We start from the raw sequence: 23,559 nt of genomic DNA, 5'->3' as shown, positions 1-23,559 counted from the left end.
CGTACATGCGACGTTCTGCCGCAGGCATGTTCAAACGTCGCCGCCCGCTCTCACTGGAAAAAGGCAAGCCTATGCAGCGGCTGTATCGCAAGCGCATCGTTCTCGGCGTCGGAGGTGGCATTGCCGCCTACAAAAGTGCCGAACTGATTCGCCGACTCCTGGAGCACGGCGCGCAGGTGCGCGTCGTCATGACCCGTGGTGGTGCCGAATTCATCACCCCGCTGACCCTGCAGGCGCTGTCCGGCCACCCGGTGCACATGGATCTGCTCGACCCTGCCGCCGAAGCGGCCATGGGCCACATCGAACTGGCCAAATGGGCCGACCTGGTACTGATTGCCCCGGCCACTGCCGACCTCATGGCGCGCCTGGCCCAAGGCATGGCCGACGACCTGCTGACCACCCTGGTGCTGGCGACCGACGCCACCGTGGCCGTGGCCCCAGCGATGAACCAGGCGATGTGGCGCGACCCGGCCACCCAGGCCAACCTCGACCTGCTCAAGAGCCGCGGTATCCAGGTGTTCGGCCCGGCCTCCGGCAGCCAGGCCTGTGGCGACGTGGGCCTGGGCCGCATGCTCGAAGCCACCGACCTGGCCTGGTGCGCCGCCGAAAGCTTCAAGCGCCAGGCGCTGACCGGCAAACACGTGCTGATTACCGCCGGCCCGACCCAGGAAAACATCGACCCGGTGCGCTACATCACCAATCATAGCTCTGGCAAGATGGGCTTCGCCCTGGCCGAGGCGGCCGCCGAAGCCGGTGCTCGGGTGACCCTCGTTACGGGCCCTGTGCACCTGCAGACCCCCGACCGCGTGCAGCGTATCGACGTGGTCAGCGCACGGGACATGCTTGCGGCCTGTGAAGCGGCCATGCCGTGCGACCTGTTCATCGCTTCCGCAGCAGTCGCGGACTACCGTCCAGAAGTAGTCGCCCCGCAAAAGCTCAAGAAAGATCCTACGACCGGCGACGGCATGCTGCTGCAGATGGTGCGCAATCCCGATATCCTTGCCACCCTCGCTGGCCGCGCCGACCGCCCGTTCAGCGTCGGCTTCGCCGCCGAGACCGAACACTTGCTCGATTACGCCACGCGCAAGCTCAAGGACAAGAACCTCGACCTGATCGTCGCCAATGATGTGGCCAACCCCAGCATCGGCTTCAACAGCGAGGAGAACGCCCTGACCGTGATCGACCGCCAGCAGCATCAGACCCTCTTCGCGCAGACCAGCAAAGGCAAGATCGCCCGGCAACTGGTCGCGTTCATCGCCGAACGGCTCAATCAGGTTCAATAAGTTACATGCACGCTCTTCAAGCCAAGATCCTCGACCCACGCCTGGGCAGCGAATTCCCGCTGCCGCAATACGCTACCCCAGGTTCCGCCGGCCTCGACCTGCGCGCCTTGCTGAAAGAGGACACGGTCCTCGAGCCGGGCCAAACCGTGCTGATCCCGACCGGCCTGTCGATCTACATCGGCGACCCGGGCCTGGCGGCCATGATCCTGCCCCGCTCGGGCCTGGGCCATAAACACGGCATCGTGCTCGGCAACCTGGTCGGCCTGATCGACTCGGACTACCAGGGCGAGCTGATGGTGTCGTGCTGGAACCGTGGCAACACGCCGTTCACCATCGCTGTCGGCGAGCGCATTGCACAGCTTGTCCTGGTTCCTGTGGTACAAGCGCATTTCGACATCGTCGAGCGCTTCGACGAGAGCCAGCGTGGCGCAGGCGGCTTCGGCCATTCCGGTAGCCACTGAGCCAAGCAACGACCGTTCAGGCCAAGGATGGCGAACTCTCTGGCGAATCCATCGTCCAAGCGTTCAGTTTGCGCCTGCCCAGAAAGCCTCTGACTAATGGAGTTTCCCGAGATGAACGACATGGCCCACCTGGCACCCGCCGCACTGCCAGACAGCATTTTCCGCGCTTATGACATCCGTGGCGTGGTCGGCAAGACCCTGCACGGCGAAACCGCCTACTGGATCGGCCGCGCCATCGGCGCCCAGACCATTGCCCAGGGCGAACCGCAGATTTCCGTTGGCCGCGATGGCCGCCTGTCCGGCCCGATGCTGGTCGAACAGCTGATCAAAGGCCTGGTCGATGCCGGTTGCCAGGTCAGCGACGTCGGCCTGGTGCCGACCCCAGCCCTGTACTACGCCGCCAACGTGCTGGCCGGCAAATCGGGCGTGATGCTCACCGGTAGCCACAACCCGTCGGACTACAACGGCTTCAAGATCGTCATCGCTGGCGACACGCTGGCCAACGAGCAGATCCAGGCCCTGCTGACCCGCCTGAAGACCAACGACGTGCCACGCGGCGAAGGCAGCGTGCAGAAGGTCGAGATCCTCGATCGCTACTTCCAGCAGATCGTCGACGACGTGAAGCTGGCGAAGAAGCTCAAGGTCGTGGTCGACTGCGGCAACGGCGCCGCCGGCGTGGTGGCGCCGCAGCTGATCGAGGCCCTGGGCTGCGAGGTCATCCCGCTGTTCTGTGAGGTGGACGGCAACTTCCCCAACCACCACCCGGACCCGGGCAAGCCGGAAAACCTCGAAGACCTGATCGCCAAGGTCAAGGAAACCGGTGCCGACATTGGCCTGGCCTTCGACGGCGACGGCGACCGCGTGGGCGTGGTGACCAATACCGGCAATATCGTCTACCCCGATCGCCTGCTGATGCTGTTCGCCCTGGACGTGCTGGAACGCAACCCAGGTGCCGAGATCATCTTCGACGTCAAATGCACCCGCCGCCTGACCCCGCTGATCGAACAGCACGGTGGCCGCGCCCTGATGTGGAAGACCGGCCACTCGCTGATCAAGAAGAAGATGAAACAGACCGGCTCGCTGCTGGCCGGCGAGATGAGCGGGCACATCTTCATCAAGGAGCGTTGGTACGGTTTCGACGACGGCATCTACAGCGCCGCGCGCCTGCTGGAGATCCTCAGCAAGGCCTCGCAGAGCGCCGAAGCGCTGTTCGCTGCCTTCCCGAACGATATTTCCACGCCGGAAATCAATATTGATGTGACCGACGAGGGTAAATTCAGCATCATTGATGCACTGCAACGCGACGCCGACTGGGGCGAAGCCAACCTGACCACCATCGACGGTGTGCGGGTCGACTACGCCAGCGGCTGGGGCCTGGTCCGCGCATCCAACACCACGCCGGTGCTGGTGCTGCGTTTCGAGGCTGAAAGCGCCGCCGAGTTGCAACGTATCAAGGATGTTTTCCGTGCCCAGTTGCTGCGGGTAGCCCCTGAGTTGCAACTGCCGTTCTGACCGACTATCTGTTCCTTACAGGAGCCCTGCATGACCCTCGATCGCGATGCCGCTTCCCATGTAGCCGAGGTTTTGTCCGAAGCACTGCCTTACATCCGCCGCTTTGTCGGCAAGACCTTGGTGATCAAGTACGGCGGCAACGCGATGGAGAGCGAAGAGCTCAAGACCGGCTTTGCCCGGGACATCGTGCTGATGAAGGCCGTGGGCATCAACCCTGTGGTCGTGCACGGTGGCGGCCCGCAGATCGGCGACCTGCTCAAGCGCCTGTCGATCGAGAGCCACTTCATCGATGGCATGCGCGTCACCGACGCCGCGACCATGGACGTGGTGGAAATGGTCCTCGGCGGCCAGGTCAACAAGGACATCGTCAACCTGATCAACCGCCATGGCGGCAGCGCCATCGGCCTGACCGGCAAGGACGCAGAGCTGATTCGTGCGAAGAAGCTCACCGTCAGCCGCCAGACCCCTGAGATGACCCAGCCGGAAATCATCGACATCGGTCACGTCGGCGAAGTGGTGAGCGTCAACACCGACCTGCTGAACATGCTGGTCAAAGGTGACTTCATCCCGGTGATCGCGCCAATCGGCGTGGGTGCCAATGGTGAGTCGTACAACATCAACGCCGACCTCGTGGCAGGCAAGGTTGCCGAAGCACTGAAGGCTGAAAAGCTGATGCTGCTGACCAACATCGCCGGCCTGATGGACAAGCAGGGCCAGGTCCTGACCGGCCTGACCACCGAGCAGGTCAACGAACTGATCGCCGACGGCACCATCTACGGCGGCATGCTGCCGAAGATCAAGTGCGCGCTGGATGCAGTGCAAGGCGGCGTGAACAGCTCGCACATCATCGACGGCCGCGTACCAAACGCGGTGCTGCTGGAGATCTTCACCGACAGCGGCGTGGGCACCCTGATCACCAACCGCAAGCGTCACTGAAGCTTCTGTAATACCGGGCGGGGCAAGCCGGCCCCCATGCTGCCAGATGGCGCGTGGGGGTGGGCTTGCCCCGCTCTGCATTCATCGCGGCACAGGCAGATGGATGGCTGACGGCCTGTCATCTTCGCGTTTACACCTCAAGATTTCCGACCGGCAGCCGAGACAACGTGGCAGATCATTGCAAATTGCCACTATTCATCTGGAGTACACGCGTGAAATACGCATCACAAGGACTCGTGCTGGCAGCCGCCCTGGCTGTCGGGTCCATTGCCGGCTGTGCCACCGAAACGTCCACTGCTGTTGCCGTGCAGCAGGTCGAAAGCGTCAGCCGCCCCTACAGCGGTGTGCGTGCGCCGATTGCCGTGGGCAAGTTCGACAACCGTTCCAGCTACATGCGCGGCATCTTCTCCGATGGGGTCGACCGCCTCGGTGGCCAGGCCAAGACCATCCTGATCACCCACCTGCAGCAGACTAACCGCTTCAACGTACTCGACCGAGACAACATGAGCGAGATCCAGCAGGAAGCGGCGATCAAGGGCCAGGCCCAGCGCCTGAAAGGCGCCGATTTCGTGGTGACCGGCGACGTCACCGAATTCGGCCGCAAGGAAGTCGGCGACCACCAGCTGTTCGGCATTCTCGGCCGCGGCAAGACCCAGATCGCCTACGCCAAGGTGGCGCTGAACATCGTCAACATCAGCACATCGGAGGTGGTCTACTCGAGCCAGGGCGCCGGTGAATACGCTTTGTCCAATCGCGAGGTCATCGGTTTCGGCGGCACCGCCAGCTACGACTCGACGCTCAACGGCAAGGTTCTCGACCTGGCCATGCGCGAAGCCGTGAACAAGCTGGTCAACGCCGTCGAAAGCGGTCAGTGGAACCCCAAGGCGCAGTAACCGACTTTTCCCAGGAAGGACACCTCAATGACTATTACCCTCCCGGCCTTGCGCAGCGGCGCGGGCCTCGTGCTGGGCGGCTTGCTGCTGGCCGGCTGCAGCGGCCCGAAGACCCTGTACCAGTGGGAAAGCTACCAGCCCCAGGTGTACGGCTACCTCAAAGGCGACGCGAAAGAAGAACAGGTCATCGCCCTAGAGCGCGACCTGGAGAAAATCAAGGCCAAGAATGGCGCCGTGCCGCCGGGCTACCACGCACAGCTCGGCCTGCTGTACTCAAGCCTCGGCAAGGATGACCAGATGATCCAGCAGTTCCGCACCGAGAAGGCCCTGTTCCCGGAATCGGCTGCCTACATGGACTTCCTGATGAGCAACGCCAGCAAAGGGACCCAGCAATGATCAAGCGCCTCACCCAACTGCTGGTCGGCGCCTGCATGCTGGCCCTGTTCGCCGGTTGCGCCGAGCGCAAGACCATCGATTACTCGGCGTACAAGCAGAGCCGGCCGAAGTCGATCCTGATCCTGCCGCCGCTGAACAACTCACCGGACGTCAAGGCGACCTACAGCATGCTGTCGCAGGTCACCTACCCGCTGGCCGAAGCCGGCTATTACGTGATGCCAGTGGCGCTGGTCGACGAAACCTTCCGCCAGAACGGTCTGACCACCCCGGCCGACATCCATCAACTGCCGACCACCAAGCTGCACGAGATCTTCGGCGCCGACGCCGGGCTATACGTAACCGTGTCCGACTACGGCACCCGTTACATGGTGCTGAGCAGTGCGACCATCGTCACCGCCAGCGCCAAGCTGGTCGACCTGAAGACCGGCACCACCCTGTGGACCGGCACTGCCACGGCCTCCAGCCAGGAGAACCAGCAAAACCAGGGCGGCATCATCGGCATGCTGATCACTGCCGCGGTCAACCAGATCATCAGCAGCGTGCAGGATGATGCGGGCTACCCGATTGCTGGCATGACCAGCGCGCGGCTGCTGACGCCGTATGCCAATGGCGGCATTCTCTACGGGCCGCGGTCGCCCAGGTACGGCACCGACTGAGTCCCCCCGGCCAAGGGCCGGGGCAGCGGCACAAAAAAAGGCGACCCTCCAGGAAGGTCGCCTTTTTCATTGCCGAGCGGGGATCAGATCCCGTATTGCGCCCGGTAAGCCTCGACAGCCGGCAGATGCTGCTTGAGCTGCGGGTCGTCCGCCAGGAACTCCAGCACCTGGGTCAGCGAAACGATGCTGACCACCGGGATACCAAAGTCGCGCTCCACTTCCTGGATCGCCGACAGCTCGCCATTGCCGCGCTCTTCACGGTTCAGCGCGATCAATACGCCAGCGGCCTTGGCCTGCTGGGCGTTGATGATCTGCATGACTTCGCGGATGGCGGTACCGGCAGTGATCACATCGTCGATGATCAGCACGTCACCGGCCAGCGGCGCGCCGACCAGGCTGCCGCCTTCGCCGTGATCCTTGGCTTCCTTGCGGTTGAAGCACCAAGGCACGTCGAGCTGATGCTGCTCGGCCAGGGCCACGGCGGTGGCCGCCGCCAGGGGAATACCCTTGTAGGCTGGGCCGAACAGCACGTCGAACGGGATCTTGCTGTCGACGATGGCTGCCGCGTAGCAACGGCCCAGTTGCGCAAGGGCGGAACCGCTGTTGAACAGGCCGGCATTGAAGAAATACGGGCTGGTACGCCCCGATTTCAGGGTGAATTCACCGAAGCGCAGCACGCCGCGATCGATGGCAAAACGGATGAAGTCGCGCTGATACGGCTGCATGTAAAGTCCCGGACACCACGGATTTAGCTAAATGGGTTGAGCTCGGGTATCATACACGCACGAGATTTTTGGGGCCATTTATGCGGATCATCAGTGTGAACGTGAATGGCATTCAGGCTGCGGCCGAGCGTGGATTGCTCAGCTGGCTGCAAGCCCAGAATGCCGACGTCATCTGCCTTCAGGATACCCGCGCCTCGGCCTTTGAACTCGACGACCCAGCTTTCCAGCTCGATGGCTATTTCCTTTATGCCTGCGACGCGGAGGTACCCGCCCAAGGTGGCGTGGCACTCTACTCGCGCATGCAGCCCAAGGCAGTCATCACCGGCCTGGGTTTCGAGACAGCCGACCGCTACGGGCGTTATCTGCAAGCAGATTTCGACAAAGTCAGTATTGCCAGCCTGCTGTTGCCTTCGGGCATGAACGGCGACGAAGACTTGAACCAGAAGTTCAAGTTGATGGACGACTTCGCCAAGTACCTGGACAAGCAGCGTCGCAAGCGTCGCGAATACATCTATTGCGGCTCGTTCTACGTGGCGCAGCAGAAGCTCGACATCAAGAACTGGCGTGACAGCCAGCAGTCGCCGGGCTTCCTGCCGCCAGAGCGGGCGTGGATGGATGCGATCACCGGCGACATGGGCTATGTCGATGCCTTGCGTGAAGTCAGCCGTGAAGGCGACCAGTACAGCTGGTGGCCAGACAACGAGCAGGCCGAGATGCTCAACCTGGGCTACCGGTTCGACTACCAGATCCTCACCCCGGGCCTGCGCCGCTTCGTGCGCAACGCCCGGCTGCCGCGTCAGCCGCGCTTCTCGCAACATGCGCCGCTGATCGTCGACTACGACTGGACGTTGACCATCTGAGAAAAGGGCCGCAAACGCGGCCCTTTTTCATTGGATCGGTCGCCAGATGAAGGGGTAGCGATACGCCTTGCCTTCATTGGCCCTGACCGCCGCCAGGATGATCAGGATGAGCACTGCCAGCATCAGCACCGGGAACAGCACGATGCCGATGGCCACGAACATCAGCGCGGTACACACGAACCCGGCAATGGTCACGTTGATCTGAAAGTTCAGCGCTTCCTTGCCCTGTGCATCAATGAAAGGGTCCTGCTCGCGCTTGAGGTGCCACAGCACCAGCGGGCCGAGCAGGTGCCCAAGTGGTATGACCAGGCCCAGCAGCGCGGAAAGGTGACAGAACATCGCCCATTGCCGGACCTCGGCATTGGGCGGAGTGACCGACAGTTCGGAATCGCTCATGCTCCGCACCTCCCTTGGCGAGGCTCAGTCGGCCAGCGCGGCCTGCTGCAGTTCGAAGATTTCGTTCATGCCCTTTTGCGCCAGCGCCAGCATGGCGTTGAAGTCTGCAGGCTGGAACGGTGCACCTTCGGCGGTGCCCTGTACTTCGATGAAACCACCGGCGCTGGTCATGACCACGTTGAGGTCGGTTTCTGCAGCGGAATCTTCCAGGTAGTCCAGGTCAAGCACCGCTTCGCCCTGGTACATGCCGACCGATACGGCGGCGATCATGTGCTTGAGCGGGTTGCCGGCCTTCAGGCCACCGCGTTTCTTGATCACGGCCAGGGCGTCGCAGAGGGCGACCATGGCGCCCGTGATCGATGCGGTGCGGGTGCCGCCATCGGCCTGGATCACGTCGCAGTCGATGTACAGGGTGATGTCACCGAGTTTGCTCATGTCCAGTGCGGCACGCAGCGAACGGCCGATCAGACGCTGGATTTCCAGGGTTCGGCCACCTTGCTTGCCACGGCTGGCTTCGCGCTGGTTACGCTCGCCGGTGGAGCGCGGCAGCATGCCGTACTCGGCGGTCAGCCAGCCTTGGCCCTGGCCTTTGAGGAAGCGCGGTACGCCGTTTTCGACGCTGACCGTGCAGATGACCTTGGTGTCACCGAACTCGACCAGTACCGACCCTTCGGCGTGCTTGGTGTAGTTGCGGGTGATGCGGATCGAGCGGAGCTGATCGGCGGCGCGACCACTTGGACGTTTCATCTGGGATACCTGTACTGGGACTTTGAATCTGCCCGCCATTATAGAGCCCGTCGCCCACAGAGGACATGCCTATTGTCGCGCCCCCGGCAGCCTGTCGCCTTTTCCCACTCGCCGGCACGCGCTCTGTAACATGGGTGGATTGGGCGTCACGTGCGCACTGCGCTACAATCGCGCGCCTTCAATTCATTTACGCGAGGTACTTTCCATGGTGCACAGCATGACCGCTTTTGCTCGTGTCGAGCGCGCAGGCAGCCAAGGCACCCTGGTCTGGGAACTGCGCTCGGTCAACCACCGTTACCTTGAACCTCACCTGCGCCTGCCGGACGCCCTGCGCGACCTGGAAGGCGCGGTACGTGAAGGCCTGCGCCAAGGCCTGTCGCGCGGCAAGGTGGAATGTACCCTGCGCCTGCACGAAGACAGCAACGGCAAGCCGCTCAAGGTCGACCGCGAGCGCGCTGCGCAGCTGGTTGCCGCCGCTGAAGAAGTGGCCAGCCTGATCCAGCAACCGGCCGCGCTCAACCCGCTGGAAGTGCTGTCCTGGCCGGGCGTGCTGGTGGCCGACGCGACCGACCCGCAGGCCCTGAACGCCGAGGCCGTGGCGCTGTTCGACGAGGCCCTGGCCGAACTCAAGGCCGGGCGCCTGCGCGAAGGCCAGGAGCTGGCCCGGCTGATCAACGAGCGCCTGGACAGCATGGCCACCGAGGTCACCACCTTGCGTGCCCTGGTGCCGCAGATGCTCGCCGCCCAGCGGCAGAAGATCATCGACCGTTTCGGTGACCTCAGGGCCGAGCTCGACCCGCAACGCCTGGAGCAGGAGATGGTGTTGCTGGCGCAGAAGAGCGACGTCGCCGAGGAACTCGATCGCCTCAGCACCCACGTCAACGAAGTGCGCCGGGTGCTCAAGTCCGGCGGTGCTGCTGGCCGGCGCCTGGACTTCCTGATGCAGGAACTCAACCGTGAAGCCAACACCCTGGGCTCCAAGGCCTTCGACCCACGCAGTACGCAAGCGGCGGTCAACCTGAAGGTGTTGATCGAACAGATGCGTGAACAAGTACAGAACATCGAGTAAGGCCTCCCCCGACCATGAACCAAAGCAGCGGCACCCTCTATATCGTTTCGGCACCGTCCGGCGCTGGCAAGACCAGCCTGGTCACCGCCCTGATCAAGGCCGACCCACGCGTCAGCGTCTCGGTATCGCACACCACCCGCGCCATGCGCCCGGGCGAAGAGCACGGCGTGAACTACCACTTCGTCAGCCATGACGAGTTCAAGGCGCTGATCGCCAAGGGTGACTTCCTCGAGCACGCCGAAGTGTTCGGCAACTTCTACGGGACTTCCCGCAGCGCGCTCCAGGAGGTGCTGGACCAGGGTAATGACCTGATTCTGGAAATCGACTGGCAAGGTGCCCAGCAGGTGCGCAAGCTGATGCCTGAGGCACGTTCGGTGTTCATCCTGCCGCCGAGCCAGCAGGCCCTGCGCGAGCGGCTGGACGGCCGTGGCCAGGACAGCGAAGAGATCATCGCCGGGCGCATGAAGGAAGCGGTCAGCGAGATGGTGCACTACGACGAGTACGAGTACGTCATCATCAATGACGACTTTGATGTGGCACTGGAAGAGTTGAAGGCAGTATTCGTGGCCAACCGGTTGCTGCTGAAGAAGCAGCAGCAACGTTACAGCGGGCTGCTAAAGGAACTGCTCGCCTGATATACCGAAAGGGGCCGCTTTGCGGCCCCCCTTGCATCACTCCTGCAATGGCAGGGTAGCCTGCTGCCGCAGGGTCGCCCCCAGGAAGTAGGCCGGCGCACGCATCCGCGAAATCATCATCAGCACGATCCCCAGTGCCGAAATGATCGCCGCAATCACGAACACTAACCCCAGCCCCGCCACATGCGAGCCACTGCCGAAGTCCGGCGAGGCGCTGTCGATGGCCGTGCGCACGAAGATCACCGACAGGATCACCCCACCCACCAGCGGGCACAGGCCGCGCATGAAGAAGTGGCGCAGGCTGCCGAACAAGCTGTCGCGGAAGTACCAGACGCAGGCGAACGCGGTCAGCGAATAGTAGAAGCAGATCATCATCCCCAGCGCCGTGATGGTGTCAGCCAGCACGTTCTCGCTCAGGGTACGCATGGTCACGTAGAACAGCCCTGCCGCCACGCCTGCGCAGATGGTCGCGTAACGCGGGGTTTGCGAACGCGGGCAGACGCTGGCGAATTTCTGCGGCACCGCGCCGTAGTAGCCCATGGCCAACAGCGTGCGCGCCGGTGACACAAAGGTCGATTGCAGCGACGCTGCGGTGCTCGCCAGCACGGCGATCGACATCAGGATCGCCAGCGGCCCCATCACCGGGCCGGCGAGGTGGGCAAACACATTTTCCTGGATGCGCGGGTTGTTCAGGCCCAGGCCATGCTCGCTGATGCCGGCAAACTGCAGGGTAGCAATGGCGGTGACCAGGTACAGGCCAAGGATCAACAACACGGTCCAGGTGGCAGCCTTGCCCGGAACCTCGTCACTGCCGATCGACTCTTCGCTGACGGTAAGACAGACGTCCCAGCCCCAGAAAATGAAGATCGAAAGCGAAAGCCCCGCCGCAAAGGCCGAGAACGACTCGACACCGAACGGGTTGAACCAGGCGAAATCGAACTCCAGCGGCGGCGGTGCGGTGGTGCCGCCAAAGGCCGCAAAGGCAAAGCCGAGCAGTACCATCAGCTGCAGTGCCACCAACCCGTACTGCACGGTCATGGTGGTGGCCATGCCGCGACAGCAGATCCACACTGCCATGGCGATGAACACGCAACAGGTGGTGACATTGATCAACAGGTTGTCGGCCAACGCTGCCAGCTCATGCTGGCCAGTGATCTGGCTGAGGAACAGATAGAAGAAGTCGACAGCAACGCCCGCCAGGTTGGACAGCACGATGGTTGTGGCAACCACCAACCCCCAGCCGCCGATCCAGCCGATCATCGGGCCAAAGGCACGGGCCGACCAGGTGAACGAAGTGCCACTGTCCGGCTCGGCCGAGTTCAGCTCGCGGTAGCCCAGGGCAACCAGCAGCATCGGCAAGAAGCCAACGATGAACACGGCGGGAAGATGAGCACCGACCTCACGTACGGTCGGGCCAAGGGCGCCGGTCAGCGTGTAGACCGGGGCAATGGTGGAAATGCCCAGCACCACGCTGGCCAGCAGGCCAAGACGGCCCTTGGCCAGGCCCTTGCTGCGCTGGGTGCTGCCCGAGTCGGCCACATCGGGTGGGCGGCCGGCTTCTGTGTAATTGCTCATGAGTTTTTGCCGTAACTATTGGAATTGTTTTCACAAGCCCTGTTCCCAGGGCCTGCTTCCACTCATTGAAAGCGCGCTGGCGGGGGTCAGTCATCCCGGACTTTAGGCTGACTGGCTGTCAGGCCTCCCGTGCAGCATGGGCAATGCAGGCCTCGCGGAACGCCTGGAACAGGCGCCGGGAGACCGGGTTGTCGGCGAAACGCCATTCCGGGTGCCACTGCACACCAAGCACAAAGCCCGGCGCGTCAGGCATCGACACCGCTTCGATCAGGCCATCGGGGGCCCGTGCCTCGACCCGCAGGCCCGGGGCCAGGCGGTCGATACCCTGGCTATGCAGCGAGTTGACCTCGAACTGCGCAGCCAGGCCCAGGCGCTCGAACAACCCACCAGGCGCAATGCTGACGGGATGACGAGGGCCATATTGGACTTCAAGGGGTGCATCCTCGGGTTCACGATGATCCATGTAGCCAGGCAACGCCTGCACACGCTGATGCAGGCTGCCACCCAGGGCCACGTTCAGTTCCTGAAAGCCACGGCAGATGCAGAACACCGGCACGCCAGCGGCAATCGCCGCCTGCAGCAACGGCAGGGTCAGCCGGTCACGGGCAAGGTCGTGCCGGGTCCCTTCGGCGCTGGCGGCGCCATTGTAATGATGCGGCTCGATATTTGAAGGCGAGCCCGTAAAAACAATGCCGTCGAGCCGGGCCAGCAGCGCCTGCGTGTCGCTGCCGCCGTCGCGCGCCGGCAGGATCAGTGGCAACCCGGCGAAGCCGGCGGCCTCCACATACTTGTCGCCCACCGTATGCGACGAGTTCTTCCCGACCTGCTGGCGGCAGGCACTGATACCGATCAAGGGGACCGCAATTGCGCTCATGGGCTTACACCGTGTGCAGGTACCAGTTGTACTCGAGGTCGGAAATCGAAACTTCGAATTCGGCCAGCTCACTTTCCTTGCAGGCCACGAAGATATCGATGTAGTCCGGGCTGATGTATTGGTTGAGGACTTCGCTGTCATCCAGCGCACGCAGGGCGTCACGCAGGTTGTTCGGCAGGCTCTGCTCCAGCTGTTCGTAGGCGTTGCCTTCGATCGGTGCACCCGGCTCGATCTTGCTGGTCAAGCCATGGTGGATACCGGCCAGGATGGCCGCCAGCATCAGGTATGGGTTGGCATCGGCGCCGGCCACGCGGTGCTCGATACGAACGTTCTCGCTGCTGTCGGTCGGTACGCGCACGGCCACGGTGCGGTTGTCCAGGCCCCAGCTCGGCGCATTCGGTACATAGAACTGCGCACCGAAGCGGCGGTAGGAGTTGATGTTCGGGCACAGGAAGGCCATCGACGCCGGCATGGTCTCCAGCACACCACCGATGGCGTGGCGCAGGGCGTCGCTTTGCAGCGGGTCGTCATGGGCAAAGATATTCTTGCCGGTTTTCTTGTCCAGCAGCGAGATGTGCACGTGCAGGCCGTTGCCCGCCTGGCCCGGGTAGGGCTTGGCCATGAACGTGGTGTCCATTTCATGGTCGTAGGCGACGTTCTTGATCAGGCGCTTGAGCAGGATCGCGTAGTCACAGGCCTTCATCGGGTCGGCAACGTGGTGCAGGTTGACTTCGAACTGCGCCGGCGCGCTTTCCTTGACGATGGCATCGGCTGGCAGGCCTTGCTCCTTGGCCGCTTCGAGCATGTCCTGCAGGCAATCGGCGTATTCGTCGAGGTCGTCGATCAGGTACACCTGGGTCGACTGTGGGCGTTTGCCGGAAATCGGCGAGCGTGGCGGTTGCGGGCGACCGTTGAGGTTGTCCTGATCGATCAGGTAGAACTCCAGCTCGAACGCGGCGCAGATATCCAGGCCCATGGCGTCGAACTTGCTCACCACCTGGCGCAGCACCTCGCGCGGGTCGGCGAAGAACGGCTCGCCTTCCAGTTCGTGCATGGTCATCAGCAGCTGCGCGGTCGGGCGCTTTTGCCATGGCTCATTACAGAGCGTACCGGCAATCGGGTAGCAGATGCGGTCGGCGTCGCCGATATCGAGGCCCAGGCCGGTGCTTTCCACGGTCGAGCCATTGATATCGAGGGCGAACAACGAGGCCGGCAGGTTGATACCTTTCTCGTACACTTTGTGCAGGCTGGCGCGCTCGATGCGCTTGCCGCGTACCACGCCGTTCATGTCGGAAATCAGCAGATCGACGTACTGCGTATCCGGATGGGCCTGAAGGAAGTCATTCATCTCGCTGGAAGTACTGGCGCACGGGGTGACCGACGTCATGGCTTACATCCTATGATTTGCTGCGGCGATGTGGGGATACGGCTGGCGCCTCACGGGCGACGATGGTTGCAGCTGTTGTTCTTTTCACTTTCCCATCGTGGGGATTGGTTACCCGACCGGGCGCATTGATTCCCGGGGGCCGTTTCACTATAAAATGGCCCTCATGCAACAGACATTGGCAATTCGGCAAGCAGAGCGTGCACCAATGCAATATCAGATTACCCACGCCGACCTTTCCCTGGTCCTGGCACTGGAACGCGGGCGCTCACTGGCCAAGGCCGCCGAACTGCTCAAGGTCGACGTGTCGACCGTGTTCCGCTCGATTCGCCGGCTGGAGTCGGCGCTGGGCACCGCGCTGTTCGTGAAAAGCCGCAAAGGCTACCTGCCGACCGACACGGCCCAGGCCCTGGCCGAGCAGGCAGAGCGCGCCGAGCAGGCGCTGGATGCCGCACGCATCGCCATGACCAGCGGCGAGCAAGTGGTCAGCGGCACCGTGCGCCTGACCTGCACCGAGGCGGTGATGCACAGCCTGCTGCTGCCGGCGCTGGCGGCGTTCATGCCGAACTACCCGGCGTTGTCGCTGGAGATGGGCACCTCGAACACCTTCGCCAACCTCAGCCGCCGCGATGCCGACATCGCCCTGCGCCTGACCAACACGCCGCCGGAGCACCTGGTCGGTCGTTGCCTGGGCTCCACATCTTATGTGATCTGCGGTCAGCCGCAGTGGCGCGAGCGCCTGGACGAGTCGGCCAGCAGCGTGCCGTGGATCGCCCCGGACGACTCGATGCAGGACCACCCTACCGTGGTCTGGCGCAACCAACAGTACCCGGGGCTGAGCCCACGCTACCAGTGCAGCGGCATGTCGACCATCGCCCAGCTGGTGAGCACCGGACTGGGCGTTGCGGCCCTGCCGGATTATATGGTCGATGCCTTGCCAGGGGTCGACGCGTTGAGCGGGCCGCTGCCAGGCTGCGATACCCAGCTGTGGCTGCTGACCCGGCCAGATTGCCGGGCGTTGCGCTCGGTGCAGACATTGTTCGAGGAGCTGACGCCGCGGTTGCGGGATGCGATGCTCTGAGGTTATCGTCAGGAACATGCATCGAGGGTGTCTGATGCGGCCCTTTCGCGGCTGAAGCCGCTCCCACTGGGCAAGGTGATACTCAGGCCGACAAGGTAGCCGACAAAACAGCGCTTCCCTATTGGCTGGTGATTTTTTAAACTATCGAGTCCGCCTGCCCATATTGGGCTGCACGCCTACCGCATTTGCTACTGAGGAAGACCATGGCCCGCGTAACTGTTGAAGACTGCCTGGAACACGTGGATAACCGTTTTGAGCTGGTCATGCTCTCGACCAAGCGCGCCCGTCAGCTGGCTACCGGCGGCAAAGAGCCCCGCGTAGCGTGGGAAAACGACAAGCCGACCGTGGTCGCCCTGCGCGAAATCGCCGAAGGTATCGTGACCCCTGAGTTCATCGCCGCCGAAGAGATCGTCACCGAGGATCCGGTCTTCGCCGCGTTCGAGGACGAGTCCAACGAGGCTGTCTGATCGATGCCCTGTCGACGTCGCGCGGCACAAGGCCCTCTTCCTCGGCAAGAGGTGAAACCATGCCGGGCATAGAAGCCTTAGCCGAACGGCTGTCGACTTACCTGGGGCCCGAACAGGTCAACCTGGTTCGGCGCGCCTATTTCTACGCCGAACAGGCACACGACGGGCAACGCCGCCGCAGCGGCGAGCCCTACGTGACCCATCCGCTGGCCGTGGCCAGCATCCTCGCCGACATGCACATGGACCATCAGAGCCTGATGGCGGCCATGCTGCACGACGTGATCGAAGACACCGGCATCGCCAAGGAAGCGCTCTGCCAGCAGTTTGGCGAGACCGTGGCCGAGCTGGTCGACGGGGTCAGCAAGCTGACCCAGATGAACTTCGAAACCAAGGCCGAGGCGCAGGCCGAGAACTTCCAGAAGATGGCCATGGCCATGGCCCGCGACATCCGCGTGATCCTGGTCAAGCTGGCTGACCGCCTGCACAACATGCGCACCCTGGAAGTGCTGTCTGGCGAAAAACGCCGGCGCATCGCCAAGGAAACCCTCGAAATCTACGCTCCCATCGCCAACCGCCTGGGCATGCACACGGTGCGCGTGGAGTTCGAGGACCTCGGCTTCAAGGCCATGCACCCAATGCGTTCGTCGCTGATCCACCGGGCAGTGAAGAGCGCACGCGGCAACCGTAAAGAGATCGTCGCCAAGATCGAGCATTCGTTGGCCAATTGCCTGGCCGCCGACGGGATCGAGGGCGAGGTCAGCGGACGGCAGAAACACCTCTATGGCATCTACAAGAAGATGCGTGGCAAGCGCCGCGCCTTCAACGAAATCATGGACGTGTACGCCTTCCGCATCATCGTCGACAAGGTCGACACCTGCTACCGCGTGCTCGGCGCCGTGCATAACCTGTACAAGCCGCTGCCCGGTCGCTTCAAGGATTACATCGCAATTCCCAAGGCCAACGGCTACCAGTCGTTGCACACCACGCTGTTTGGCATGCATGGCGTGCCCATCGAAATCCAGATCCGCACCCGCGAGATGGAAGAGATGGCCAACAACGGTATCGCCGCGCACTGGCTGTACAAGTCCAACGAAGACGAGCAGCCCAAGGGCAGCCATGCCCGGGCGCGCCAGTGGGTCAAGGGCATCCTCGAGCTGCAGCAGCGTGCTGGCAACTCGCTGGAGTTCATCGAGAGCGTGAAGATCGACCTGTTCCCGGACGAGGTCTACGTGTTCACGCCCAAAGGGCGGATCATGGAGCTGCCCAAAGGCTCCACCGCCGTCGATTTCGCCTACGCGGTGCACACCGACGTCGGCAACAGCTGCATCGCCTGCCGCATCAACCGACGCCTGGCACCGCTGTCCGAACCGCTGCAGAGCGGCTCGACGGTCGAGATCGTCAGCGCCCCGGGCGCACGGCCAAACCCGGCCTGGCTCAATTTCGTGGTCACCGGCAAGGCGCGCACGCACATTCGCCACGCGCTCAAGCAACAGCGCCGCTCCGAGTCGATCAGCCTCGGTGAGCGCCTGCTGAACAAGGTGCTGACCGGCTTCGACAGCAGCCTCGAGCAGATCCCCCAGGAACGTATCCAGGCAATCCTTGCCGAATATCGCCTGGAGCTGATCGAAGACCTGCTCGAAGACATCGGCCTGGGCAACCGCATGGCCTACGTGGTCGCGCGGCGCCTGCTGTCGGCAGAAGGCGAGCCACTGCCGGCGCCGGAAGGCCCACTGGCGATTCGCGGCACCGAAGGCCTGGTGCTGAGCTACGCCAAGTGCTGCACGCCAATTCCGGGGGACCCGATCGTTGGCCACTTGTCGGCGGGCAAAGGCATGGTCGTGCACCTGGAGAACTGCCGCAACATCAGCGAAATTCGCCACAACCCCGAGAAGTGCGTACAGCTTTCGTGGGCCAAGGACATCGCAGGCGAGTTCAACGTCGAGCTGCGTGTCGAGCTTGAACACCAGCGCGGCCTGATCGCCCTGCTGGCCAGCAGCGTCAACGCTGCCGACGGCAATATCGAGAAGATCAGCATGGACGAACGCGACGGCCGTATCAGCGTGGTCCAACTGGTGGTCAGCGTGCACGACCGTGTGCACCTGGCACGTGTGATCAAGAAGCTGCGTACCTTGACCGGCGTGGTCCGCATCACCCGCATGCGTACGTAGTCCGCCAACCGCAAGGAGTCATCATGAGCAAGACCGTCATCAACAGCGACAAGGCCCCTGCCGCTATCGGCACCTACTCCCAGGCGATCAAGGCCGGCAACACCGTCTACATGTCGGGCCAGATCCCGCTGGACCCCAAGACCATGGAACTGGTCGAAGGCTTCGAAGCCCAGACAGTACAGGTGTTCGAGAACCTCAAGGCCGTGGCTGAAGCGGCAGGCGGTTCGTTCAAGGACATCGTCAAGCTGAACATCTTCCTGACCGACCTGAGCCACTTCGCCAAGGTCAACGAGGTGATGGGCCGCTACTTCGAACAGCCATACCCAGCCCGCGCTGCCATCGGCGTTGCTGCACTGCCAAAAGGCGCCCAGGTCGAAATGGACGCCATCCTGGTCATCGACTGATGCCCCTGGTGACGGGCACCCCTGCCCGTCACCCCTCCTCTGCAAGGTTATCCCGTCATGCGTCACGCACTGCCCCTCGCGCTGGCAGCCCTGCTTCTGGGCGGCTGCGCCAGCCACAAACCCGAAGATTTCAACGGCACCTGGATCAACCAGGCCGCCATCAAGGCCGCCAGCAAAGGCGGCAGCCTGCGCCAGGCACTGAACGAGCACGGCCCGGTGTTCGAGTGGAAGCTCGACGTTGCCAACCAGCGGGCCAGCTACAGCAATGGTTTCGAGGCGGCCGACGGCCAGCTGATCGCCAACCAGAAGCAATGGCAGGCCAGCTTCCAGGGCGGCCAGACCGAACAGCTCGAACTGGATGGCGATGAACTGAAAGCCACCACCCAGAGCGGTGCAGAGCAGACCTTCGTCCGCGTCCAGCAACCCGCCAACGCACCACTGGGCGGCAGCTTCGAGAAGGCGCTTTACCAGGCTTATCTGGGTGGCGACTGGAAGATCATCGAGGGCCAGGGCAAAGGCGGTACCGTCCGCTTCAGCGATACTGGCGACGTCACCGGCCTGCCAGGCCCGGACCGTTTCGCCCTGTGCCTGGCCGGCGACTGCGCCAGCATGGGTGGCAACAACGACAGCCTGTGGCTGGAGCGCAACCAGCGCGGCGCACCGTTCATCTTCAAGCGTGATGGCGACAAGATGGCGATCTTCCAGGCAGTGAACACTGCCCAGGCAGACGAGATTCCGCAATTGGCGGCGGGTGCTCAGCAGTGGGTGCTGGAGCGGGACTGAAGACCTCCTTCAAGCCGGGTGCCCGCTCCTGCCAATAGGCACTGCGCTGGCTGATGGATCAGCCCTGGCCTGCCAGGATGGCCGCATAGCCTTGCTTGTAGCTCGGATACGCCGGCGCCCAGCCCAACGCCCGCACCCGGGCATTGCTGCAACGCTTGCTGCCGGTACGCCGCACCCGCTGCTCATCGGACCACTCGGTAACGCCCATGTACCCCCGCAGCCAGACCACCACATCGGCCAGGGGCGCCGGGTCGTCGTCGACGCCGATGTAGCACTCCTCCAGCGCCACGCCATCGGCGTCGGCCTGTAGCAGGAAGGCCATCAGGCTCGCAGCATCCTCGGCATGAATCCGGTTGCCATACAGCGGCGGCTCCTCCGCCACCCGATAGCCCTGGCGCACCTGGCTCAGCAGCCACTCGCGACCCGGGCCATAGATGCCGGTCAGGCGAATCACGCTGGCAGGAATGCCGCTTGCCAGCGCCAGCCTTTCGGCCTCCAGCATCACCTTCCCGGAATAGCCTTCAGGTTCGGTGGGCGCGGTTTCGTCGATCCATTCACCGTCCTTTTGCGCAAACACGCTGCTGCTGGAGACGAACAGCAAACGCCGCGGGCGCTGGCCGCGCTCGGCCAGCCACGCCAGCACATGGCGCAAACCATCGACGTAGGCGCTTTGGTAACCCGCCTCGTCATGCTGGCTGGCGGCGACGCAGTACACCAGGTAATCCGGTGAGCGCTGTGGCCATGCCTGCGGAATCGCAGGGCTGGACAGGTCGGCAGCAATGGCCGCAACGCCCTCGGGTAGCTGCGCGACCGAGCGGCGCAAGCCACTGACTTGCCAGCCTTTGGCCAGCAGCTGGCGGGCCAAACGGCCGCCTACATCACCACATCCCACGATAACTGCGGAAAGGCCTGACATCATAAAACTCCCTAGACCAAAGGATCAGGCTAGCCGTATTACACGATAGGCGGCTAGACCGCGGGTGAAAAAAGCAACAAGATTACTTTTGTTAACAAGAATTACTTGCAATAATGGCACCCCTATCTGTTCTCGGCCTGTATCGAGGCCCTGGAGAACGCTCACTTTCTTCTTCATCAGGTCCGGCCAGCATGACACGTATTCAACTTTCCGCTTCGCCAACCCCGTCGCGCGCCTGGCGCGCCATCGCCGCGCTGCTGTTCAGCCTGGTGCTGGCCCCGGTAGCCATGGCCGATGAGCCTGCCGCCAACGCCGCCGCCCCGGCCGCTGCCACCGCACCAGCCACTCCGGCATCCGCTGCTGCAGAAGGCCAGGCCGCCACCCCGGTCGCAGCACCTGCTTCCGCCGACCCGGCCGTGCAGGAACTGGTTGAAGACACCTCGCTGGGCATGGCCCATGACTTGTCCCCATGGGGCATGTACAAGAACGCGGATATCGTCGTCAAAGCCGTGATGATCGGCCTGGCCATCGCTTCGATCATCACCTGGACCATCTGGATCGCCAAGGGCTTCGAGTTGATGGGCGCCAAGCGCCGCCTGCGTGGCGAGATCGCCGCCTTGAAGAAGTCGGTGAGCCTGAAAGAGGCCAGCACCGTCGCCAATACTGAAGGCACCCTGGCCCATACCCTGGTCCACGATGCCCTCGAAGAGATGCGCCTGTCGGCCAATGCCCGCGAGAAAGAAGGCATCAAGGAGCGCGTCAGCTTCCGCCTGGAGCGCCTGGTAGCTGCCAGCGGCCGCACCATGAGCAGCGGCACCGGCGTACTCGCCACCATCGGCTCCACCGCGCCGTTCGTTGGGCTGTTCGGTACCGTGTGGGGCATCATGAACAGCTTCATCGGCATCGCCAAGACCCAGACCACCAACCTGGCCGTCGTCGCCCCAGGCATCGCCGAGGCTCTGCTGGCCACCGCACTGGGCCTGGTTGCAGCGATCCCGGCCGTGGTCATCTACAACGTCTTCGCCCGCTCCATCGCCGGCTACAAGGCACAGGTGTCCGACGCCTCCGCCCAGGTACTGCTGCTGGTCAGCCGTGATCTGGACCATCAGGGCAGCGACCGCGCCGCCCCGCACATGGTGAAAGTGGGGTAAACCATGGGCCTGCATCTCAACGAAGGTGGCGACGACCTCGCCGAAAACCACGAAATCAACGTTACGCCGTTCATCGACGTGATGCTGGTGCTGCTGATCATCTTCATGGTCGCAGCCCCGTTGGCCACGGTCGACATCAAGGTCGACCTGCCGGCCTCGACCGCCAAGCCGGCACCGAGGCCTGAAAAACCCGTGTTCGTCAGCGTCAAGGCCGACCAGAAGCTGTATGTCGGCGACGATCAGGTCTCTGCCCCGGAACAGCTTGGCCCGATGCTCGACGCCAAGACCAAGGGCGACAAGGAAACCACCATCTTCTTCCAGGCCGACAAGGGCGTGGATTACGGTGACCTGATGGAAGTGATGAACAACATGCGCGCGGCCGGCTACCTCAAGGTCGGTCTGGTAGGTCTCGAGACGGCAGCCAAGAAATGACGAAAACGCGCTCAAACGTGGCGCGCTACGGTGGCAGCCTGGCGATCGTGCTGGGCGTGCATGCGGTCGCCGTGCTGCTGACGCTGAACTGGTCAGTGCCCCAGGCCATCGAGCTGCCGCCGGCAGCCATGATGGTCGAGCTGGCACCACTGCCCGAACCCGCGCCGCCGCCACCACCGAAAGCCGCCCCACAGCCGCCGGCGCCGGTCGAAGAACCGCCGCTGCCAAAGCTGGCCGAGGCACCGAAACCGAAGATCGCCATCGCCAAGCCGCCCAAGCCGAAGCCCAAGCCTCAGCCACCGAAGCCTGAGAAGAAGCCTGAGCCGCCAAAAGATGAGCCACCGGCCAAAGAACAGGTAGCTGACACACCGCCAAGCAACACGCCACCGCAGAAGTCGGCGGCACCGGCGCCAAGCATCGCCTCAAACAGCCAGGCACTGCCAACCTGGCAGAGCGACCTGCTGCGCCACCTGGCGAAGTACAAGCGCTACCCGGAGGACGCTCGCCGCCGAGGCCTGCAAGGCATCAACCGCCTGCGCTTCGTGGTCGACGCCGAAGGTAAGGTGGTGTCCTACTCCATGGCAGGCGGCTCCGGCAGCGCGGCCCTGGACCGGGCGACCCTGGAAATGATCCGCCGCGCCGGTACGGTACCGAAGCCGCCAGCCGAGCTGCTGACCAATGGCACGATCGAAGTCGTGGCACCGTTCGTCTACTCGCTGGACCGTCGCTGATAGTTTTGTTTCTGTCACAAATCGGCAAGTCTGATAACGTGCGTCTATCGATTGCAGCCGCTATGCTGGGGCCGCAACTTCATGGACGCACGTTATGACCCTCACAGAATTACGCTACATCGTCACGCTCGCCCAGGAGCAGCACTTCGGCCATGCTGCCGAGCGCTGCCACGTCAGCCAGCCGACCCTGTCGGTCGGCGTGAAAAAGCTTGAGGACGAGCTTGGCGTGCTGATCTTCGAGCGCAGCAAAAGTGCGGTGCGCCTGACCCCGGTCGGCGAAAGCATCGTGGCCCAGGCGCAGAAGGTACTGGAGCAGGCCCAGGGCATTCGCGAGCTGGCCCAGGCCGGCAAGAACCAGCTGACCGCCCCGCTCAAGGTCGGCGCCATCTATACCGTTGGTCCGTACCTGTTCCCGCACCTGATTCCACAGCTGCACCGGGTTGCGCCGCAGATGCCGCTGTACATCGAAGAAAACTTCACCCACGTGCTGCGCGAGAAGCTGCGCAACGGCGAACTGGACGCGGTGATCATTGCCCTGCCGTTCAACGAAGCGGACGTGTTGACCCTGCCACTGTACGACGAGCCGTTCTGTGCCTTGATGCCAGCCGACCACCCCTGGACGGCGAAAAAGACCATCGACACTGCAATGCTCAACGACAAGAGCCTGCTGCTGCTCGGCGAGGGCCACTGCTTCCGCGACCAGGTGCTGGAAGCCTGCCCGACACTGAACAAAGGTGGCGAAGGCTCCAGGCACACCACGGTCGAGTCCAGCTCGCTGGAAACCATCCGCCACATGGTCGCTTCCGGCCTGGGGGTGTCCATCCTGCCGCTGTCGGCCGTACATAGCCATCATTATGCGCCCGGCGTCATCGAAGTGCGTCCGCTCACCCCGCCTGCGCCATTCCGTACCGTCGCCATCGCCTGGCGCGCCAGCTTCCCGCGGCCGAAGGCGATCGAGATCCTTGCCGACTCGATCCGCCTCTGCTCGGTGGCCAAGCCGCCTGTGGAACAACCGGCCTGATCC

Annotated in this window: 25 protein-coding genes and 1 pseudogene; 19 read left to right on the top strand and 7 right to left on the bottom strand. The window is 63.3% G+C overall.

Going from position 1 to position 23,559, the window contains the following annotated elements:
• The first annotated feature begins 71 nt into the window (after positions 1 to 71).
• The 7 genes and pseudogenes from coaBC to HU738_RS05495 all read left to right on the top strand — a co-directional run bounded on the left by coaBC (position 72) and on the right by HU738_RS05495 (position 6,137).
• Positions 72 to 1,283 carry a bifunctional phosphopantothenoylcysteine decarboxylase/phosphopantothenate--cysteine ligase CoaBC gene (gene coaBC / locus HU738_RS05525; protein WP_054886763.1) on the top strand — a complete coding sequence of 404 codons (1,212 nt, stop codon included), beginning with the start codon at positions 72 to 74 and terminating at the stop codon, positions 1,281 to 1,283.
• Between the two features lie 5 nt (positions 1,284 to 1,288).
• Positions 1,289 to 1,744 (top strand): dUTP diphosphatase, encoded by a 456-nt coding sequence (gene dut / locus HU738_RS05520; RefSeq protein WP_176508487.1) that lies wholly within the window; start codon positions 1,289 to 1,291, stop codon positions 1,742 to 1,744.
• A 144-nt stretch (positions 1,745 to 1,888) separates the two neighbouring features.
• A pseudogene (locus tag HU738_RS05515) lies at positions 1,889 to 3,256 on the top strand (phosphomannomutase/phosphoglucomutase); the annotation flags it as partial.
• Between the two features lie 30 nt (positions 3,257 to 3,286).
• The gene (argB, locus tag HU738_RS05510) at positions 3,287 to 4,192 is read left to right on the top strand and encodes an acetylglutamate kinase (protein WP_054886766.1); all 906 of its coding nucleotides are present in this window, start codon (positions 3,287 to 3,289) and stop codon (positions 4,190 to 4,192) included.
• A gap of 212 nt (positions 4,193 to 4,404) precedes the next feature.
• On the top strand, positions 4,405 to 5,085 hold the full coding sequence (locus HU738_RS05505) for a CsgG/HfaB family protein (RefSeq protein WP_186601482.1): 681 nt from the start codon (positions 4,405 to 4,407) through the stop codon (positions 5,083 to 5,085).
• 27 nt (positions 5,086 to 5,112) lie between these two features.
• Positions 5,113 to 5,481, top strand: coding sequence for a DUF4810 domain-containing protein (locus HU738_RS05500; RefSeq protein WP_176508489.1), 369 nt, complete (start codon positions 5,113 to 5,115; stop codon positions 5,479 to 5,481).
• Positions 5,478 to 6,137: a DUF799 domain-containing protein gene (locus tag HU738_RS05495; protein WP_186601483.1), complete on the top strand. Its 660-nt coding sequence runs from the start codon at positions 5,478 to 5,480 to the stop codon at positions 6,135 to 6,137. The genes HU738_RS05500 and HU738_RS05495 overlap by 4 nt, the downstream gene beginning before the upstream one ends.
• 83 nt (positions 6,138 to 6,220) lie before the next feature.
• Here HU738_RS05495 and pyrE read toward each other — a convergent pair whose 3' ends face one another.
• Complete coding sequence (gene pyrE / locus HU738_RS05490) at positions 6,221 to 6,862, bottom strand: orotate phosphoribosyltransferase (RefSeq protein WP_054886770.1); 642 nt, start codon at positions 6,860 to 6,862, stop codon at positions 6,221 to 6,223.
• Positions 6,863 to 6,942: 80 nt separating this feature from the next.
• On the opposite strand from pyrE, the gene crc reads away from it, so the two are divergent.
• The gene (gene crc / locus HU738_RS05485) at positions 6,943 to 7,722 is read left to right on the top strand and encodes a catabolite repression control protein Crc (protein ID WP_008091582.1); all 780 of its coding nucleotides are present in this window, start codon (positions 6,943 to 6,945) and stop codon (positions 7,720 to 7,722) included.
• Positions 7,723 to 7,749: 27 nt separating this feature from the next.
• Here crc and HU738_RS05480 read toward each other — a convergent pair whose 3' ends face one another.
• Positions 7,750 to 8,118, bottom strand: coding sequence for a DUF4870 domain-containing protein (locus HU738_RS05480; RefSeq protein WP_054886771.1), 369 nt, complete (start codon positions 8,116 to 8,118; stop codon positions 7,750 to 7,752).
• A gap of 24 nt (positions 8,119 to 8,142) precedes the next feature.
• Positions 8,143 to 8,865, bottom strand: a complete 723-nt coding sequence (gene rph, locus HU738_RS05475; protein WP_082433665.1) for a ribonuclease PH — start codon at positions 8,863 to 8,865, stop codon at positions 8,143 to 8,145.
• A gap of 205 nt (positions 8,866 to 9,070) precedes the next feature.
• Between rph and HU738_RS05470 the strand changes: the two genes are divergently transcribed.
• Entirely contained in the window at positions 9,071 to 9,934 is an 864-nt protein-coding gene (locus HU738_RS05470; protein ID WP_176508492.1) for a YicC/YloC family endoribonuclease, read from the top strand.
• A gap of 14 nt (positions 9,935 to 9,948) precedes the next feature.
• Complete coding sequence (gmk, locus tag HU738_RS05465; protein WP_176508493.1) at positions 9,949 to 10,569, top strand: guanylate kinase; 621 nt, start codon at positions 9,949 to 9,951, stop codon at positions 10,567 to 10,569.
• 36 nt (positions 10,570 to 10,605) lie between these two features.
• On the opposite strand, the gene HU738_RS05460 is transcribed toward gmk, so the two are convergent.
• The 3 genes from HU738_RS05460 to HU738_RS05450 form a co-directional block, all read right to left on the bottom strand.
• Positions 10,606 to 12,144, bottom strand: coding sequence for an APC family permease (locus HU738_RS05460; protein ID WP_176508494.1), 1,539 nt, complete (start codon positions 12,142 to 12,144; stop codon positions 10,606 to 10,608).
• A gap of 118 nt (positions 12,145 to 12,262) precedes the next feature.
• Positions 12,263 to 13,018 (bottom strand): gamma-glutamyl-gamma-aminobutyrate hydrolase family protein, encoded by a 756-nt coding sequence (locus HU738_RS05455; protein WP_186601484.1) that lies wholly within the window; start codon positions 13,016 to 13,018, stop codon positions 12,263 to 12,265.
• Positions 13,019 to 13,022: 4 nt separating this feature from the next.
• The gene (locus tag HU738_RS05450; protein ID WP_176508496.1) at positions 13,023 to 14,405 is read right to left on the bottom strand and encodes a glutamine synthetase family protein; all 1,383 of its coding nucleotides are present in this window, start codon (positions 14,403 to 14,405) and stop codon (positions 13,023 to 13,025) included.
• A 205-nt stretch (positions 14,406 to 14,610) separates the two neighbouring features.
• Here HU738_RS05450 and HU738_RS05445 point away from each other — a divergent pair, with 205 nt between their 5' ends.
• The 5 genes from HU738_RS05445 to HU738_RS05425 all read left to right on the top strand — a co-directional run bounded on the left by HU738_RS05445 (position 14,611) and on the right by HU738_RS05425 (position 19,305).
• The gene (locus tag HU738_RS05445) at positions 14,611 to 15,483 is read left to right on the top strand and encodes a LysR family transcriptional regulator (RefSeq protein WP_186601485.1); all 873 of its coding nucleotides are present in this window, start codon (positions 14,611 to 14,613) and stop codon (positions 15,481 to 15,483) included.
• Between the two features lie 203 nt (positions 15,484 to 15,686).
• Entirely contained in the window at positions 15,687 to 15,950 is a 264-nt protein-coding gene (gene rpoZ / locus HU738_RS05440; RefSeq protein WP_016394025.1) for a DNA-directed RNA polymerase subunit omega, read from the top strand.
• Positions 15,951 to 16,009: 59 nt separating this feature from the next.
• The gene (gene spoT / locus HU738_RS05435; RefSeq protein ID WP_176508498.1) at positions 16,010 to 18,118 is read left to right on the top strand and encodes a bifunctional GTP diphosphokinase/guanosine-3',5'-bis pyrophosphate 3'-pyrophosphohydrolase; all 2,109 of its coding nucleotides are present in this window, start codon (positions 16,010 to 16,012) and stop codon (positions 18,116 to 18,118) included.
• A 23-nt stretch (positions 18,119 to 18,141) separates the two neighbouring features.
• The gene (locus HU738_RS05430) at positions 18,142 to 18,522 is read left to right on the top strand and encodes a RidA family protein (RefSeq protein WP_145184357.1); all 381 of its coding nucleotides are present in this window, start codon (positions 18,142 to 18,144) and stop codon (positions 18,520 to 18,522) included.
• A 57-nt stretch (positions 18,523 to 18,579) separates the two neighbouring features.
• A complete protein-coding gene (locus HU738_RS05425; RefSeq protein WP_186601486.1) occupies positions 18,580 to 19,305 on the top strand; it encodes a hypothetical protein in 726 nt (241 codons plus the stop codon).
• A 58-nt stretch (positions 19,306 to 19,363) separates the two neighbouring features.
• Here HU738_RS05425 and HU738_RS05420 read toward each other — a convergent pair whose 3' ends face one another.
• The gene (locus HU738_RS05420) at positions 19,364 to 20,221 is read right to left on the bottom strand and encodes an SDR family oxidoreductase (RefSeq protein ID WP_186601487.1); all 858 of its coding nucleotides are present in this window, start codon (positions 20,219 to 20,221) and stop codon (positions 19,364 to 19,366) included.
• Positions 20,222 to 20,412: 191 nt separating this feature from the next.
• On the opposite strand from HU738_RS05420, the gene exbB reads away from it, so the two are divergent.
• The 4 genes from exbB (at position 20,413) to HU738_RS05400 (ending at position 23,556) form a co-directional block, all read left to right on the top strand.
• Entirely contained in the window at positions 20,413 to 21,372 is a 960-nt protein-coding gene (gene exbB / locus HU738_RS05415; protein WP_176508501.1) for a tonB-system energizer ExbB, read from the top strand.
• 3 nt (positions 21,373 to 21,375) lie between these two features.
• Entirely contained in the window at positions 21,376 to 21,804 is a 429-nt protein-coding gene (exbD, locus tag HU738_RS05410; protein ID WP_186601488.1) for a TonB system transport protein ExbD, read from the top strand.
• Positions 21,801 to 22,535: an energy transducer TonB gene (locus tag HU738_RS05405; protein WP_176508502.1), complete on the top strand. Its 735-nt coding sequence runs from the start codon at positions 21,801 to 21,803 to the stop codon at positions 22,533 to 22,535. The genes exbD and HU738_RS05405 overlap by 4 nt, the downstream gene beginning before the upstream one ends.
• Before the next feature lie 94 nt (positions 22,536 to 22,629).
• Positions 22,630 to 23,556: a hydrogen peroxide-inducible genes activator gene (locus HU738_RS05400; protein ID WP_060507702.1), complete on the top strand. Its 927-nt coding sequence runs from the start codon at positions 22,630 to 22,632 to the stop codon at positions 23,554 to 23,556.
• Positions 23,557 to 23,559 lie beyond the last annotated feature (3 nt).

The sequence above is a fragment of the Pseudomonas vlassakiae genome, assembly GCF_014269035.2.
GTDB classification, from domain to species: Bacteria; Pseudomonadota; Gammaproteobacteria; order Pseudomonadales; family Pseudomonadaceae; genus Aquipseudomonas; species Aquipseudomonas vlassakiae.
Note: the sequence above shows the minus strand (reverse complement) of the source record. Positions and strands in the feature narration are given on the sequence as shown.

What these genes read in the sequence shown, in the direction of transcription:
- coaBC (WP_054886763.1), top strand. Translation starts at nt 72, where the DNA reads ATGCAGCGGCTGTATCGCAAGCGCATCGTTCTCGGCGTCGGAGGTGGC.
- dut (WP_176508487.1), top strand. Translation starts at nt 1,289, where the DNA reads ATGCACGCTCTTCAAGCCAAGATCCTCGACCCACGCCTGGGCAGCGAA.
- argB (WP_054886766.1), top strand. Translation starts at nt 3,287, where the DNA reads ATGACCCTCGATCGCGATGCCGCTTCCCATGTAGCCGAGGTTTTGTCC.
- HU738_RS05500 (WP_176508489.1), top strand. Translation starts at nt 5,113, where the DNA reads ATGACTATTACCCTCCCGGCCTTGCGCAGCGGCGCGGGCCTCGTGCTG.
- HU738_RS05495 (WP_186601483.1), top strand. Translation starts at nt 5,478, where the DNA reads ATGATCAAGCGCCTCACCCAACTGCTGGTCGGCGCCTGCATGCTGGCC.
- pyrE (WP_054886770.1), bottom strand. Translation starts at nt 6,862, where the DNA reads ATGCAGCCGTATCAGCGCGACTTCATCCGTTTTGCCATCGATCGCGGC.
- crc (WP_008091582.1), top strand. Translation starts at nt 6,943, where the DNA reads ATGCGGATCATCAGTGTGAACGTGAATGGCATTCAGGCTGCGGCCGAG.
- HU738_RS05480 (WP_054886771.1), bottom strand. Translation starts at nt 8,118, where the DNA reads ATGAGCGATTCCGAACTGTCGGTCACTCCGCCCAATGCCGAGGTCCGG.
- rph (WP_082433665.1), bottom strand. Translation starts at nt 8,865, where the DNA reads ATGAAACGTCCAAGTGGTCGCGCCGCCGATCAGCTCCGCTCGATCCGC.
- HU738_RS05470 (WP_176508492.1), top strand. Translation starts at nt 9,071, where the DNA reads ATGGTGCACAGCATGACCGCTTTTGCTCGTGTCGAGCGCGCAGGCAGC.
- gmk (WP_176508493.1), top strand. Translation starts at nt 9,949, where the DNA reads ATGAACCAAAGCAGCGGCACCCTCTATATCGTTTCGGCACCGTCCGGC.
- HU738_RS05460 (WP_176508494.1), bottom strand. Translation starts at nt 12,144, where the DNA reads ATGAGCAATTACACAGAAGCCGGCCGCCCACCCGATGTGGCCGACTCG.
- HU738_RS05455 (WP_186601484.1), bottom strand. Translation starts at nt 13,018, where the DNA reads ATGAGCGCAATTGCGGTCCCCTTGATCGGTATCAGTGCCTGCCGCCAG.
- HU738_RS05450 (WP_176508496.1), bottom strand. Translation starts at nt 14,405, where the DNA reads ATGACGTCGGTCACCCCGTGCGCCAGTACTTCCAGCGAGATGAATGAC.
- HU738_RS05445 (WP_186601485.1), top strand. Translation starts at nt 14,611, where the DNA reads ATGCAATATCAGATTACCCACGCCGACCTTTCCCTGGTCCTGGCACTG.
- rpoZ (WP_016394025.1), top strand. Translation starts at nt 15,687, where the DNA reads ATGGCCCGCGTAACTGTTGAAGACTGCCTGGAACACGTGGATAACCGT.
- spoT (WP_176508498.1), top strand. Translation starts at nt 16,010, where the DNA reads ATGCCGGGCATAGAAGCCTTAGCCGAACGGCTGTCGACTTACCTGGGG.
- HU738_RS05430 (WP_145184357.1), top strand. Translation starts at nt 18,142, where the DNA reads ATGAGCAAGACCGTCATCAACAGCGACAAGGCCCCTGCCGCTATCGGC.
- HU738_RS05425 (WP_186601486.1), top strand. Translation starts at nt 18,580, where the DNA reads ATGCGTCACGCACTGCCCCTCGCGCTGGCAGCCCTGCTTCTGGGCGGC.
- HU738_RS05420 (WP_186601487.1), bottom strand. Translation starts at nt 20,221, where the DNA reads ATGTCAGGCCTTTCCGCAGTTATCGTGGGATGTGGTGATGTAGGCGGC.
- exbB (WP_176508501.1), top strand. Translation starts at nt 20,413, where the DNA reads ATGACACGTATTCAACTTTCCGCTTCGCCAACCCCGTCGCGCGCCTGG.
- exbD (WP_186601488.1), top strand. Translation starts at nt 21,376, where the DNA reads ATGGGCCTGCATCTCAACGAAGGTGGCGACGACCTCGCCGAAAACCAC.
- HU738_RS05405 (WP_176508502.1), top strand. Translation starts at nt 21,801, where the DNA reads ATGACGAAAACGCGCTCAAACGTGGCGCGCTACGGTGGCAGCCTGGCG.
- HU738_RS05400 (WP_060507702.1), top strand. Translation starts at nt 22,630, where the DNA reads ATGACCCTCACAGAATTACGCTACATCGTCACGCTCGCCCAGGAGCAG.